We start from the raw sequence: 13,183 nt of genomic DNA, 5'->3' as shown, positions 1-13,183 counted from the left end.
CCCGGGTGCGGGATCGGCGCTCGTCGGGCGAGAGCTACGCCGGCTCGATCCAGATGTTGCGGTAGCGGATCGGGTTGCCGTGGTCCTGCAGGCGGATCGGGCCCGCCGACGGGCCTTCGGCCGCGCCGCCGCCGGTCGGGCCGTTGATCGCGACGTTGTTCTGGACCGTCACGCCGTTCCAGACCACCGTGATGCGCGCGTCCTCCGTCTTCGTCGTGCCGTTCCAGCGTGCCGCCCGGAACGTGATGTCGTAGGTCTGCCACGTCTCGGGCGCCGTCGCGGCGTTCACGTCCGCCGCCTTCTTGGTGTAGATCGCCGCCGCCTCGTCGTTGGCCAGCGACGTGTCACCGTACGAGTCGAGCACCTGCAACTCGTAGCGGTCCTGCTGGTAGACGCCGGAGTTGGCACGGGCCTGGCCGGTCACCTCCGGTCCGTACTGTGGGAGCCAGAACTCGACGTGCAGCTTGTAGTCGCCGTAGCTCTGCCGCGTACGGATGTCACCGCCGTTGACCTGCATGCCGCCACCGGTGATCGTCCAGGTGGGGTTCGCACCGTTGGTGTGCTGCCAGTTGGCGGTCTGGGACGCCGCGGTGCCGTCGAACAGCACGGTCCGGTTGGTGGCCGCCCGGACCGTCCAGCTCTGGCTCGCCGCGCCGGTATACTCCCAGACGTGCAGCTGGGTGCCGTCGGTGGAGCTGCCGCCGAGGGCGTCGAGCACCTTCCCGGACTGCGGGTTGAGCAGTGAGCCGTTGGACTGCGGTTGCCAGACCTGGGAGCCGGTGCCGTTGCAGGTCCAGAGCTGCACCTTCGTGCCGTTGACGGTGCCGGCGTTGTCGACGTCGAGGCACTTGCCGAGGGTCTGGTAGGTCGAGCCCACCCGGCTCCACTGCTGCGCCGCGCTGCCGTTGCAGGTCCAGAGCTGGATCTTCGTGCCGTTGGCGGTGCCGGCGTTGTCGACGTCGACGCACTTGCCGCCGATGCCGCTGATCGTGCCGGGCCCACCACTTCCACCGCCGCCGACCGCGGTCACCGTGAGGTTGTCGAGGTTGACGTGGCCGATGTCGCCGGCGTCGTACCGGTAGGCGATCGTGTTGGCGCCGGCGTTGAGGGTGACCGGCTCGGACTTCGTCGCCCACGTGTCCCAGTCGCCGGTGTTGGGCAGGCTGGTCTGGCGGATCTTCGAGCCGTTGACGTAGAGACTGACGGTCTTGGCACCGGTGCCGCCGTTGGGCCCGTTGGAGAACCGGAGTACGGCGTTGTGGGCGCCGGCCGCCGCCGCGTTCACGGTGAACGTCGTCGACGCGCCCTGGGTGCCGTAGCCGGCCACGAACCCGCTACCGGTGTAGCCGACGTGGTCGGTCATCGCGACCGCGCCGCCCGCGAGCGAGGCGTTCTCCGCCTCCAGGGTTCCCGTCTGGGGCGGCGGGCCCCCGACGAGGGAGTTGAGCGTGTACCAGGCCTCGGTGCTCCACAGTTCCTGCCCGTTGGTCGCCGTGAACGGGCGGGGCGACCGGACGTGCACGACACGGCCGGGCTGGAGACCGTTGATCTGCAGGGTGACCTTCCTGCCGTCGGCCGACGGAGTCGCGGAGGTGACCGTCAGGGTCTGCTCGTCGACCTTCGGGCCGCCGTACGTCGCCGTCGGGACGTACCGCCATTGCTTGACCTTGTATTTGGCGACGAGGTCGGCGAGCGTGGCCGCGGACAGCGGCTGCGTGTAGGTCAGCTCGAATCCGCCGGCCACCGCGCGCATCGAGTGGATGTCGAACGCGTTGCCGCCGTTGGGGGTCAGCTTCTGCAGGCCGTAGGTGAGTTTGCCGGTCTGGCCCCAGTTGCCGCCCGCGCCGAGTCCGCCGACGTAGAGGGCACCATCGGGCCCGATCGACGTACGCAGCACGCCCATCTCCAGGCCCTGGGTGTGCCGGAACAGCGCACCCTGGTACTCGCCGTTGACCTTCTCCAGGAACGCGCGCTGGAGCCCGCCGTAGGTGACGTCGCCGATCAGCATCTGCCCGGCGAACGGGCCGGTCGACACCATCACCGGCGTACTCGGCGAGTTGGCGATCTCGTTCTGCGGCATCCACAGCACCGGCTGGGTGACCGGGTTGCTCTGGAAGGGCCCGGGCGGATTCATGTTGAGGTTGAAGAACCGGTCCTGCTTGATGTGCACCAGCTTCGACGACGGCAGCCAGTCACCCTGGTTGTCGAGCACGAAGATGCCGTTCTCGGGACCCCAACCGATGCCGTTGGGCGTACGCAGACCGCCCGCGACGTAGTGCAGGGCGCCGGTGTTCCTGTCGATCCGGACGGTCGTACCCCGGTTGGGCGCCGGCTGCGGGTTGGTGGTCGCCCCGCCCTGGTTGATGGAGACCGACAGGTTGAGGTAGAAGTAGGGCGCCTGGTAGAGCAGCCCAAACGCGAACTCGTGGAAGTTGCCGCCGAACGGCCACGTCGCCACCTGGCGGTAGTTGTCGGTGACCCAGTCGCCGTTGGTGTCGTTGAGCTCGACCAGCCGGTGCTTTTCCGACACGTAGAGCTTGCCGTCGACGTACTTGATCCCCATCGGCTCTTTCAGCCCCTGGGCGATTCTCTGGTACGTGACCTGGGACGGGCCCGTGGTGCCGGTCACGTTGGACAGCAGGTAGACCTCGCCGAGCACGTTGTCGGTGCCGCCCCAGGTGGTGATCGCGAGCCGCCCGTCGGGCAGCCAGTCCATCGCCGACACCTGCGGTTGGAAGCCCGTCGGACGCAGGTTGGTCAGCGTGTAGTTGGGGTGGACGCCGGTCAGCGGCAACCCGTCGCCGGGTGCGTCGGTGACGCCTTCGCACTCCTTGCGACCCGGCGCGGTGACCCGCACCACGCCGGCATCGGTGCTGAGCACGCTGTTCGGGACAAGGACGAAAGACGAGGATCCGGGCGTACGCCAGTCAAGGGTGATCTGCTGGTCGCCGGCCCGCTCGAAGTGGTCGATCCGCAGCGAGTGGTAGCCGGTCGTGAGCGTGACCGTGCCCTCCTTGGGCGGCGTCGCACCGTGCAGCCCGTCGTGGTCGATCACGAGCTGGTCGTCGATCCGCAGTTCGGACCCGTCGTCGCTGCTCAGCCGGAACGTGTAGCTCCCGGCCGTGGCGATGTTGATGTTGCCGATGACCTGGCTGACGAAGTTGTCGCTGAATCCGAAGTCGGTGGTGGCGGTCCAGTTGATCGTGGACATCTTCTTGTCCACGTTAGGGGTCTGGCCGGGCTTGAGCACGCAGATCTCGCTGAGTGGCACCTGCACGTCGAAGACGCGCAGCGTTACTCCGGGCTCCTGCGGTGGCGGCGCCGCGACCGCGGCACCGGGTGTGATGGCGAGGCTGCCGGCCAGCAGACCGGCGGCGGCGAGGACGGTGGAAAAGGACCGTATGCCCATGGTTCCTCCGGGACGGGAGAGGGACGTGACGGACACGGTAGGGGTCTTTCATTCAACTGTCTATATCTATACGTCGATCAATCGGAACTTCCCTTCAATCGAGCAAAAGCAAAAAACCGATCGCCAGAAAGGGGACGGTCGCCGCCCACGCGGACGAGGGCTTGGACGCGTCGCTTTCCGTGTCCTCCCGATCCCGTCCCGGCATCGTCGACTCCCGGATCATGCGCTGGCGGGCCGGCCGGAATTCCGCCCTTGTACGTCCTGCATCCGGCAGCGACGGTACGTCCGGGGGTGTGAACGAGGTCTACGACCGGTCCGGAAGCGGGCCTGACGGACCGAGGATCACGGTCCTACGACGGCCCGCCGTCGGCGCAACCGCCGCCACACCAGCAGCGCCGCCAGCACGGCGACCAGCGTGCCACCCGCGACGGCAGCGGTCCGGAGGGCGGCACCGCGCCCGGGACCGGTGTCGCGCCGGGGCACCGCGCCGGCAAGGACCCAGTCGTGGGAGTCCGTGCTGGAGTCGTACAGCGCACGTTGGCCGCCGGGGCCGGTGGCAACTGTGCGGTACGCGGGACTGAGGTCGGTCAGCATGCGCACCGCGACGGTGACCGTGCCGACCGGCTCCGGGCAGGTGTAGTCGACGGTCGCCCCGGTTCTCGCCAGGGCCACCGGCGGCTCGACGACGCCGACGCACTGCCGTCCGCCGTCGGCCACCGTTATCTGCTTGAGCAGGTAGGCCCCGAGTTGAGTGGATGATCCGATCAGCGCCGGATCCGTGCTCCGGTAGTCCACCGCACCGTCGAGCAGGACACGATCGGACGGCAGCAGGCCGAGCGAGACCCCGAGCAGGGTCAGGTCGTCGGGGCCGCCGACACGCCACCGTACGTGCACGACCTCGGGTCGGTGCTCGTCGAGCGTGATGGCTACGGTCTGCGGATCACCGAACGGGTGCGCCGCGGCCGGGGCGGGTACGGCGGTGACGAGCACCGCCGCAGCGAACGCCGCCGGCACACGGGCTCTCACCGCGCCGAGAGGGCGACGACGTCCGGATGGGGACAAGGAGGTGCTCCGGATCTGATAGCAACAGTGGATCTCCACCACTCTGCCGAGCGTGGGGAAACGTGCAGGTCGGGGCCGGCGATCAGCAGTGAACGGCGGCGTGAACAGTACGTGATGAGCCATGCACGCTCATCGGTGAACGCGCAGCGTCGGGTAGCGCGGGGTTGCTCGGAGGTGGTTGGTGCCGGCCGACTCGTTACAGGATTCGTGGAAGAAACTCCGGCCGAGCGTGTCTGATCGAGGCGGCGGCGTCCGTAGAAGGGGTGAGAGGCGCCCGAGGACGGCGACCACCGACGACAGGGAGATGATTCCAATGGCGCAGTACCTGATTTCCGTGCTCGACGACACGACCGACTCCGCCAACGCGGAGGAGATGGCCGCGATCGGCGCCTTCAACGAGCAGCTCAGGGCCGAGGGCCACTGGGTCTTCGCCGGCGGACTCGCCGCGCCCGGCACGGCCACCGTCGTCGACGGCCGGGACGGTGAGGCGGTGTTCACCGACGGGCCCTACCTGGAGTCCAAGGAGTACGTCGGTGGCTTCTGGATCATCGAGGCCCCCGACCTCGACGTGGCGCTCCGGCTCGCCTCCCTGGGATCGAAGCACTGTGACCGGAGGGTCGAGCTGCGACCCTTCCTGGACGCATGACCGACGTCGATGAGGTGATCGCCCGGGTCCACCGGGACGAGTGGGCGAGGGTGGTCGCGACCCTGGCCAAGCGCTTCGGCGACCTCGACATCGCCGAGGAGATGGCCGCCGAGGCGTTCGCGACCGCCGTCGAGCGCTGGCCGGTCGAGGGCGTCCCTCCGAGTCCCGGCGGATGGCTCACCACCACCGCCCACCGCAAGGCCATCGACCGGCTCCGGCGCGAGGTCAGGCGCGAGGAAAAGCACAGGGAGGCGCTGATGCTGTCCGACACCCCCGAGCCGCTCGGCGCCATCGACGACGATCGACTCCGCCTCGTCTTCACCTGCTGCCACCCCGCTCTCGCCATGGAGGCGCGGGTGGCGCTGACCCTGCGGATGGTCGGCGGGCTCACCGTGTCCGAGATCGCCCGCGCGTTCCTGGTCCAGGAGGCCGCCCTGGGCCGGCGGATCACCCGCGCGAAAACGAAGATCAAGGCGGCGAGGATCCCCTATCGCGTGCCGATGCGCGAGGACCTCCCGGCCCGGGTCGCCGGTGTGCTCGCCGTCCTCTACCTGATCTTCAACGAGGGCTACCTCGCCTCGGACCCCGAGAAGGAGGCGGTCCGCGGCGATCTCACCGCCGAGGCGATCCGGCTGACCCGGCTGGTCCGTGCCCTGATGCCGGCGGACGGTGAGGTCGCCGGACTCCTGGCGCTGATGCTCCTCACGGAGGCCCGGCGGGCCGCACGGGTGTCGGCGAGCGGTGAGCTCGTCACCCTCGACAAGCAGGACCGCGGCACCTGGGACCCCGGGTTGATCGCCGAGGGCCACGCCCTGGTCCGCGCGCGCCTCGCCTCCGGCCAGGCGCCAGGGCGCTACCAGATCCTCGCCGCGATCAACGCCGTCCACACCGACGCCCACGACGCCCGCGACACCGACTGGTCGCAGGTAGTCGCACTCTACGACCAACTGGTCCGCCTCGACCCCTCGCCGATCGTGCGGCTCAACCGGGCGATCGCGGTCGCCGAACTCGACGGCCCGCAGGTTGCGCTGACGGAGGCTGACCGGCTGCCGTTGGAGGACTACCACGCCTTCCACGCCACCCGCGCCGACCTGCTGCGCCGGCTCGGCCGGAACGTCGAGTCACGGGCGGCGTACGACCGGGCGATCGGGTTGGCCACCAACACCGCCGAGACGGCGTACCTCATCCGTCGTCGCGACCAGCTCACCGGACCCTGAACGGCACCACTGCGGTCACGACGGGGTGTCCGCGACGGTGGCCGCCCCGGCCATGGGAGCCCTCGCGTCGGTTCGGGTGTCGAGAATGCGGTGCCGGCTCCGTCCCAGGGGGAGCAGCGGCCAGAACGGCCCGCGCGACGTACGGAGGAGACCCACCATGACCGAACGAAGTGAGCTTGCAGGTATCGCCCGGTTCACGTTTCACGAGGGCAGGCTCGAGGAGTTCAAGCGCCTGTCCGCTCGATGCATGGAGATCGTACGGACCAAGGACACCGGAACGCTGCAGTACGACATCTACTTCAACGACGACGAGTCCGAGTGCATCGTCCTCGAGCGGTACCGGAACTCCGAGGCGCTGATCCAGCACGCGGCGCACGTCGGCGACCTGATGGAGGCGATCCTGGCGACCGGCTCCGTCTCCGGAGAACTCCTCGGCGAGCCGAGCGCGGAGCTCAGAGCGAGTCTGGCCGGGAGCGTGGTCCGACTCTTCACGCCCTTCCGGTCGATGTAGTCGCGACCGAGGAAAGGTTGCGGTGGGATGTCGAGAACTGAAGGACGGCTCCGTCCCCGGTACGAACACGGCCACGAGGGGGCCGTACCACACCAAGGAGAACATGATGGCCAAGTATCTGCTGCTCAAGCACTACCGGGGCGCGCCGGCGGCGGTGAACGACGTGCCGATGGACCAGTGGACGCCGGAGGAGGTCTCGGCCCACGTGCAGTACATGCGGGACTTCGCGTCACGACTCGAGGGCACCGGTGAGTTCGTCGACGGTCAGGCTCTGTCCCCGGAGGGCACGTTCGTCCGCTCCGACGGCGAGGGGCGCCCGCCGGTCACCGACGGTCCGTTCGCGGAGACCAAGGACCTGATCGCAGGCTGGATGGTGATCGACGTCGAGACCTACGAGCGGGCGGTCGAGCTGGCCGGCGAGTTGTCGGCGGCTCCGGGCGCGGGTGGCGAGCCGATCCACGAGTGGCTCGAGGTCCGCCCGTTCCTGCACGCGTTGCCGACCATCACCGAGTGACGCGTGGTGCACGAGAGTCTGCTGCGGAGCCTCACCCCCGCCGTGATCGGCGTCCTCGTCCGTCGCGGAGCCGACTTCGCGGCGGCCGAGGACGCCGTGCAGGACGCCCTGGTCGAGGCCGTACGCGGATGGCCCGACGACCCGCCACGGGACCCCAAGGGGTGGCTGGTCACCGTGGCCTGGCGGAAGTTCGTCGACGCTGCCCGCGCCGACACCTCCCGGCGGCACCGCGAGGTGGTCGTCGAGCGCGAGCCCGTGCCCGGGCCGGGCGAGGTGGTCGACGACACGCTCCAGCTGTACTTCCTGTGCGCGCACCCGTCCCTGACACCGGCTTCGGCCGTCGCGCTCACCCTGCGCGCGGTCGGCGGTCTGACCACGCGGCAGATCGCGCAGGCGTACCTCGTGCCGGAGGCGACCATGGCCCAGCGGATCAGCCGGGCCAAACGGACCGTCACGGGAGCCCGGTTCAGCCAGCCCGGTGACGTCGCCACGGTGCTGCGGACGCTCTACCTGGTCTTCAACGAGGGCTACTCCGGCGACGTCGACCTCGCCGCCGAGGCGATCCGGCTCACCCGACAACTGGCGGTCAGGACCAACCACGAGGAGGTCGCGGGTCTGCTCGCGCTCATGCTGCTGCACCATGCCCGGCGCCCGGCCCGGACCGGGCCCGACGGCCGGCTCGTGCCCCTGGCCGAGCAGGACCGCGACCGGTGGGACACCCGCCTGATCGCCGAGGGCGTCGACGTGCTGCAGGCCGCCCTCGCCCGTGACCGCCTGGGCGAGTTCCAGGCCCAGGCCGCCGTCGCCGCGCTGCACGCCGACGCCCGTACGGCCGAGGAGACCGACTGGGTGCAGATCGTCGAGTGGTACGACGAGCTGGTGCGCCTCACCGACAGCCCGGTGGCCCGCCTCAACCGGGCGGTCGCGGTCGGCGAGGCCGACGGCCCGCGCGCCGGCCTGGCCGCCATGGCAGGGCTCGCCCCCACCCTGCCCCGTCACACCGCCGTCGCGGCGTACCTGCACGAGCGGGACGGTGACCGGGTCACCGCGGCACGCCTCTATGCCGAAGCTGCCCGATCGGCGCCGAACCTCCCCGAACGCGACCACCTCACGCGACAGGCCGCACGGCTCAACGCGGAACTGCGCAGGTGAGCCGCTGCGGTGGCACCGGCGTGACCCGGCATGGCACGCTTCCGGCACGGCGATCGATCGACCCCGAGGGCGGGAGCGGACCATGACCGGTGCGGCTCGATCATCCGACGGTGCCGAAGCGGGTCCGGTTCGGGCACCCAGGGTCTCGATCGTCGTGCCGGTGCACAACGAGGAGGAAACCATCGGGCCGTGCCTCGACGCGATCCTCCGCCAGACGTCGCCGGCCGACGAGATCATCGTGGTGGACAACGCCTCCACCGACGCCACCCGGGCCAGGCTCGCCGGGTACGCCGACCGGGTGGTGCTGCTGACCGAACCTCGGCTGGGGGTGCTGCACGCCCGCGATCGCGGCCTGACGGCGGCCACCGGTGACGTCATCGGCCGGATCGACGCGGACACCCGGCTGCCGCCGTACTGGGTCGAAGCGGTCCGCCGGCTCTTCGCCGACGGCACCGTCGCGGCGGTGACCGGTCCGGTGACCTATTACGACATCCGCTTCCCGGCGGCCCTCAACGCGGTGGACCTGGTGCTGCGCCGGGCCTGGGCGCTGCCGAGTCGGCAGGGGCTCGACTGGGTCTTCGGGGCGAACATGGCGGTCCGGGCCCGGGCCTGGCACGCCGTCCGGGGCGACCTCTGCGACGATCGCCGGTACCACGAGGACCTCGATCTCGGCATCCACCTGCACCGAAACGGCCACCGGGTGGTCTTCGCCGCCAAGCTCCGTGCAGGCACCTCCGCGCGCCGCTTCCGGGACCGCCCGGCGGACTTCTGGGCGTACCTCAGGATGATCGACGCCTCCTTCGCCAGCCACTCGGGGCGGGCCGGTAGCGCCAGCTACTGGCGGGCCTGCCTGACCACCCGCCTGATCATGCTCTGCTACCTGCCGTTCCGGGCGTTGCACCGCTCCCATCCGGCCTACACCGCCGCCCCGCCCAGGAAGAACCCGATGGCGGCGGAGCCGTCGCCCTGACCGGGACTGACACGTCCCGGGACCCGCAAACAGCGGAGCACCTGCCGGACGGTCGTCCTCGGCCGTCCGACAGGCACGCACACCGGCCCTGTCACCTGGTTCCTGGGCGGGCGTCCCGCCGGACCGCAGCGGTAGCCCTGGGCCGGTTCGGGTCAGGGAGTGGTGAACGGGGCGCCGGCCGGGCGCACCTCCCCCATGAAATGCACGATCTCCTCGTGATTGGTCGACATGACGGCGCTGAGCGCACCGGTGCGGTAGTAGATGTCCAGGTGCGTGGTACGGGGGGTGAGAGTGACCGGCTCCTCGGCCCGCAGCCGGGCCAGGATGGCCGGCACGTCATAGTCCAGCGTCACGCCGGGGCGATGGTAGTACTCGACGCCGTTCACCTCCACGACCGCCAGCGGCCCCGGCTCGCAGACCGGCTGGGTCAGCAGGTCGTAGCGGTACACCTCGGCGAGGAAGGGCCGTACGTCCTCGGGCAACTGGGGCTCGACCACCTCCTGCCACCACTGTTCCAGCGCCCGCCGGCCCTCGGCGGTGGTGAAGAGGTAGCCGATCGCCTTCGCATACGCCGGCGCCCCGCCGCCGTGCCCGCGCAGCGCCGCCTCCCGCAGCGGCACCGCCTCCGGCGACGCGGTCGTGTCCGCCCAGTCCGCCATGCTGTTGAGGACCCGCGACTGCCCCCAACCGGCGAGACCGCGCAGCGGGAGCCAGCAGTGCCGCAGCACCGCGTTCTCCGCGATCACGCGGGCCCAGAACAGGAATCGCTGCATCAGCGCGTTGTCCGCGAACGACATGGTGCGATGGGCCAGGACGTACTCGAAGTCGTCATTGTCGCCGCGCAGGGCGACAATGCCGTACAGGTCCTTGTTGGAGGCGTATTCGGTGTTCGGTAGCAGCATGATCGGATAGACCGCGATCCGGGACACGTGCTGGGCCAACTCGTCGTAGCCCGCGAGGAACGACTCGACCGTGTCGCCGGGGGCACCCCAGATCAGTTCCGCATAACAGTCCAGGCCCTCGCGGTTGAGCCACTGCACCAGGTCACGCCACTCGTTGACCTTCATGTTGCGTCGCCGCATCAGAGTGACGGCCTCGGAGTTGAGCGACTGCAGGGCCAACGTGAAGGAGCTGCGCAGGCCGGCGTCCTTCATCTTCCGGACGATCTCGTAGAACACCTTCGACTTGTTCTTCGCCCACGAGCTCTCGAACGCCAACGGGAAGCCGTACTGCTGTTTGATTTCGATGAGATCGTCGACCAGTTCCAGGTCCCCCGGCAACATACCGAAGTTGGCGTCGCACGCCACCACCGTGTGTACGCCGCACTTGGCGAACAACTCCAGTTCGGCGCGCAGCCGCTGCCGGGAGAATGCGCGTACCCGCTGCCCGATCGCACCACCCCAGTAGCAGAACGAACATTTGTACGGGCAGCCGCGGTTGGTCTCGAACAACGCGACGTCATAGCGGAATCGCCCGGCCGAGTCCATCAGCTCGATGGCACCGGTGAGGAAGGGCGACGGGATGATGTCGAGATCCTCGATCCTCGGCCGCTCCGGGTTGGTGACCACGGTGCGGTCGGGCCGCTGCCAGGAGACGCCCAGCACCGGTTCGAGGTCGTCCGGGCGGACTCCGGCGAGCCGGGCGCGGAGCAGTTCGACGAAGGTCAGCTCGCCTTCGCCGTTGACCACCACGTCGACCTCGGGGTAGAGACGGAACACCCGCTCGGCCTGCTCGCTGACGTGGGTGCCGCCGAAGAGGACCCAGCCGTCGGGGTTGAGCTGCTTGAAGGTGGCGGTGAGCGCACCGAAGGCACGCTGGTTCCAACCGAAGACGGAAAAGCCGATCACGTCGGGGATCTGGCCGGCGAAGAGCCGGGCGGCCATCTCACCGTGCGTGACCCTGCCGCGGAAGTTGCAGATGTCCACCGACACCTGGTCGCGCAGCTCGGCGTCGCCGAGCACCATCGCCTTGAGGTATCCCGAGGCGAGCGGAAGTGACTCGAGCGGCATGTCCCAGACGCCCTGCTGCACCAGGACGACCCGCAGCCGTGGACGGGCACCCTCGGCCCCCAGCATGGAGTTCTCCACCCGTACCGCCGCCTACTTGCGGTAGATCGTGATGTGCCGCTCGTCGGAGTCCCGCAGTGGGCGACCGTCCCAGTGGCCCCAGCGGGATTCCATGGTCAGCCCGCCGAGGCGGGCCATCAGGTCCATTTCGGACGGCATGACGGTGCGGATGCGCATGGGGAAGAACTTGATGCCCTCGGGGCGCAGGATCGCGAACTGGATCGACGAGCACTGGCTCATCCGCTCGCGACGGGTGAAGGTCATCACGATGTGGTCCTTCTCCACGCGTACGGTCTGGGTGCGCTGGCCGCGGTCGTAGCGGGCCGGGTCCGGGATCGATGTCTGGATCACGAACAGGCCGCCCGGCATCAGCACGTCGGCGACCTTTTGGAAGCAACGGATCTGCGACTCCTGGTCGGTGACGAACGGCAGCGTGTCGAAGACCGCGTACGCCATGCTGAACTTGTACGGCAAGGTGAAGTCGGTGAAGTCCTGGACGTGGAGCTGCACCAGCTCGCCGCCGGGCTTGGCCCGCAACTGCGCGAGCATGCCCTCGGAGGCGTCGATGCCGTGCACCTCGATGCCCTTCTGCGCCAGGGGTACGGCCACCCGTCCGGTGCCCACCCCGAGTTCGAGCACCGGGCCCTCACCCGCGTTGTCGGCCAGCCACTGGATGGTCTCCTCGGTGTCGCCGGGATCGCCGGCCCACCCCGTACCGTCGAACATGTCGGCTACGGCGTCGCCGTAGGTGAAGATCTCAAAACCTTCCACCACGTTCCCCTCTCTCCGCCCGCGGCCGGGGCACCGGCGAATCGTCAAGGACGGACGCGGTACGGCGCTGCCCTGTTGTGAGCACGAAAGCGAGGGCGACTCGGAAATCGTGAATGGCAAACCACGCCCGGCTCAGGTACGCCGAGAGTGAGCAATGAACGGGGCGGCCGATAGCGCTTTGTCGGGTCGGGTCCGTCGTCGCCGCGCAGGGGTCCACGCGGGATGGTCCGCGTGGTCGGGCGTCCTCGTACCCGGCAGAGAAATGTCCGGACAATTCCCTCCGTGGGGCGATCTCGTGCACGGTTGCCTGCGGGTAGCCGGCGCGTCGGCACCTGTGGAGCGTCGGGACCGGTGGGGCGGGCAGGACCAACCCACCACCGTCCGCCCGATCGGTTACCATCGAGGAACCGGACGGGCACCATCCACATTGATGATCATCTGCAATCGTCACCAATCGCGACACACCAGACGCCTTGGCGAACCCGTCCGGAGTTCCTCGTTCTGGTACGCGACAAGCCGACGCCGCATTGCTACGATTCGTGCAGTACTTTCTTGCCGATAATTCACTCTTCGGGAGACAAGAATGGCTGTCGGTCGCTGGGCCGCAGTGACGCTGGACTGTGCCGACATCGCCCCACTGGTGGATTTCTACCGGGACGCCGCGGGTCTCAAGCCGGCGCACGTGTCGGAGAACAGCGGCTTTCTCAGCAACGGTGACGGGGTCGCCCTCGCAATGCAACGCGTCGAGGGCTACCGGCCACCCGAGTGGCCCGGACAGGCAGTGCCCCAGCAACTGCATCTCGACCCGGCCGGGCACCCGTTCTGCACCTCGGTCTGGGACTGAACAAACAAACACCCACGGAAG

Annotated in this window: 11 protein-coding genes; 7 read left to right on the top strand and 4 right to left on the bottom strand. The window is 69.2% G+C overall.

Annotated features, from left to right (window positions below; all coding sequences use genetic code 11):
- Positions 1–34: 34 nt before the first annotated feature.
- Positions 35–3,409 carry a family 16 glycoside hydrolase gene (locus ACWEFB_RS16700; RefSeq protein WP_452286274.1) on the bottom strand — a complete coding sequence of 1,125 codons (3,375 nt, stop codon included), beginning with the start codon at positions 3,407–3,409 and terminating at the stop codon, positions 35–37.
- Positions 3,410–3,751: 342 nt separating this feature from the next.
- Entirely contained in the window at positions 3,752–4,435 is a 684-nt protein-coding gene (locus ACWEFB_RS16695; protein WP_452286272.1) for a hypothetical protein, read from the bottom strand.
- A gap of 349 nt (positions 4,436–4,784) precedes the next feature.
- Here ACWEFB_RS16695 and ACWEFB_RS16690 point away from each other — a divergent pair, with 349 nt between their 5' ends.
- The 6 genes from ACWEFB_RS16690 to ACWEFB_RS16665 all read left to right on the top strand — a co-directional run bounded on the left by ACWEFB_RS16690 (position 4,785) and on the right by ACWEFB_RS16665 (position 9,481).
- Entirely contained in the window at positions 4,785–5,117 is a 333-nt protein-coding gene (locus ACWEFB_RS16690; RefSeq protein WP_452286270.1) for a YciI family protein, read from the top strand.
- Positions 5,114–6,334: an RNA polymerase sigma factor gene (locus ACWEFB_RS16685; protein ID WP_452286268.1), complete on the top strand. Its 1,221-nt coding sequence runs from the start codon at positions 5,114–5,116 to the stop codon at positions 6,332–6,334. The genes ACWEFB_RS16690 and ACWEFB_RS16685 overlap by 4 nt, the downstream gene beginning before the upstream one ends.
- 52 nt (positions 6,335–6,386) lie before the next feature.
- Entirely contained in the window at positions 6,387–6,845 is a 459-nt protein-coding gene (locus ACWEFB_RS16680) for a putative quinol monooxygenase (RefSeq protein WP_452286431.1), read from the top strand.
- Positions 6,846–6,951: 106 nt separating this feature from the next.
- Positions 6,952–7,359 carry a YciI family protein gene (locus tag ACWEFB_RS16675; protein ID WP_326557446.1) on the top strand — a complete coding sequence of 136 codons (408 nt, stop codon included), beginning with the start codon at positions 6,952–6,954 and terminating at the stop codon, positions 7,357–7,359.
- A 6-nt stretch (positions 7,360–7,365) separates the two neighbouring features.
- Positions 7,366–8,511, top strand: a complete 1,146-nt coding sequence (locus ACWEFB_RS16670; protein ID WP_452286429.1) for an RNA polymerase sigma factor — start codon at positions 7,366–7,368, stop codon at positions 8,509–8,511.
- 82 nt (positions 8,512–8,593) lie between these two features.
- A complete protein-coding gene (locus ACWEFB_RS16665; protein ID WP_452286266.1) occupies positions 8,594–9,481 on the top strand; it encodes a glycosyltransferase in 888 nt (295 codons plus the stop codon).
- A 152-nt stretch (positions 9,482–9,633) separates the two neighbouring features.
- Here the strand turns inward: ACWEFB_RS16665 and ACWEFB_RS16660 are convergent, their stop codons facing one another.
- On the bottom strand, positions 9,634–11,556 hold the full coding sequence (locus ACWEFB_RS16660; protein WP_452286264.1) for a KedN5 family methylcobalamin-dependent radical SAM C-methyltransferase: 1,923 nt from the start codon (positions 11,554–11,556) through the stop codon (positions 9,634–9,636).
- Positions 11,557–11,580: 24 nt separating this feature from the next.
- Complete coding sequence (locus ACWEFB_RS16655) at positions 11,581–12,321, bottom strand: class I SAM-dependent DNA methyltransferase (RefSeq protein ID WP_326557443.1); 741 nt, start codon at positions 12,319–12,321, stop codon at positions 11,581–11,583.
- Between the two features lie 580 nt (positions 12,322–12,901).
- On the opposite strand from ACWEFB_RS16655, the gene ACWEFB_RS16650 reads away from it, so the two are divergent.
- On the top strand, positions 12,902–13,162 hold the full coding sequence (locus ACWEFB_RS16650) for a VOC family protein (RefSeq protein WP_452286262.1): 261 nt from the start codon (positions 12,902–12,904) through the stop codon (positions 13,160–13,162).
- Positions 13,163–13,183 lie beyond the last annotated feature (21 nt).

Source organism: Micromonospora sp. NPDC004704, from assembly GCF_053601675.1.
Note: the sequence above shows the minus strand (reverse complement) of the source record. Positions and strands in the feature narration are given on the sequence as shown.

Coding starts and splice junctions, on each gene's coding strand:
- ACWEFB_RS16650 (WP_452286262.1), top strand. CDS start 12,902: ATGGCTGTCGGTCGCTGGGCCGCAGTGACGCTGGACTGTGCCGACATC.
- ACWEFB_RS16665 (WP_452286266.1), top strand. CDS start 8,594: ATGACCGGTGCGGCTCGATCATCCGACGGTGCCGAAGCGGGTCCGGTT.
- ACWEFB_RS16685 (WP_452286268.1), top strand. CDS start 5,114: ATGACCGACGTCGATGAGGTGATCGCCCGGGTCCACCGGGACGAGTGG.
- ACWEFB_RS16675 (WP_326557446.1), top strand. CDS start 6,952: ATGGCCAAGTATCTGCTGCTCAAGCACTACCGGGGCGCGCCGGCGGCG.
- ACWEFB_RS16680 (WP_452286431.1), top strand. CDS start 6,387: ATGGGAGCCCTCGCGTCGGTTCGGGTGTCGAGAATGCGGTGCCGGCTC.
- ACWEFB_RS16690 (WP_452286270.1), top strand. CDS start 4,785: ATGGCGCAGTACCTGATTTCCGTGCTCGACGACACGACCGACTCCGCC.
- ACWEFB_RS16700 (WP_452286274.1), bottom strand. CDS start 3,409: ATGGGCATACGGTCCTTTTCCACCGTCCTCGCCGCCGCCGGTCTGCTG.
- ACWEFB_RS16660 (WP_452286264.1), bottom strand. CDS start 11,556: ATGCTGGGGGCCGAGGGTGCCCGTCCACGGCTGCGGGTCGTCCTGGTG.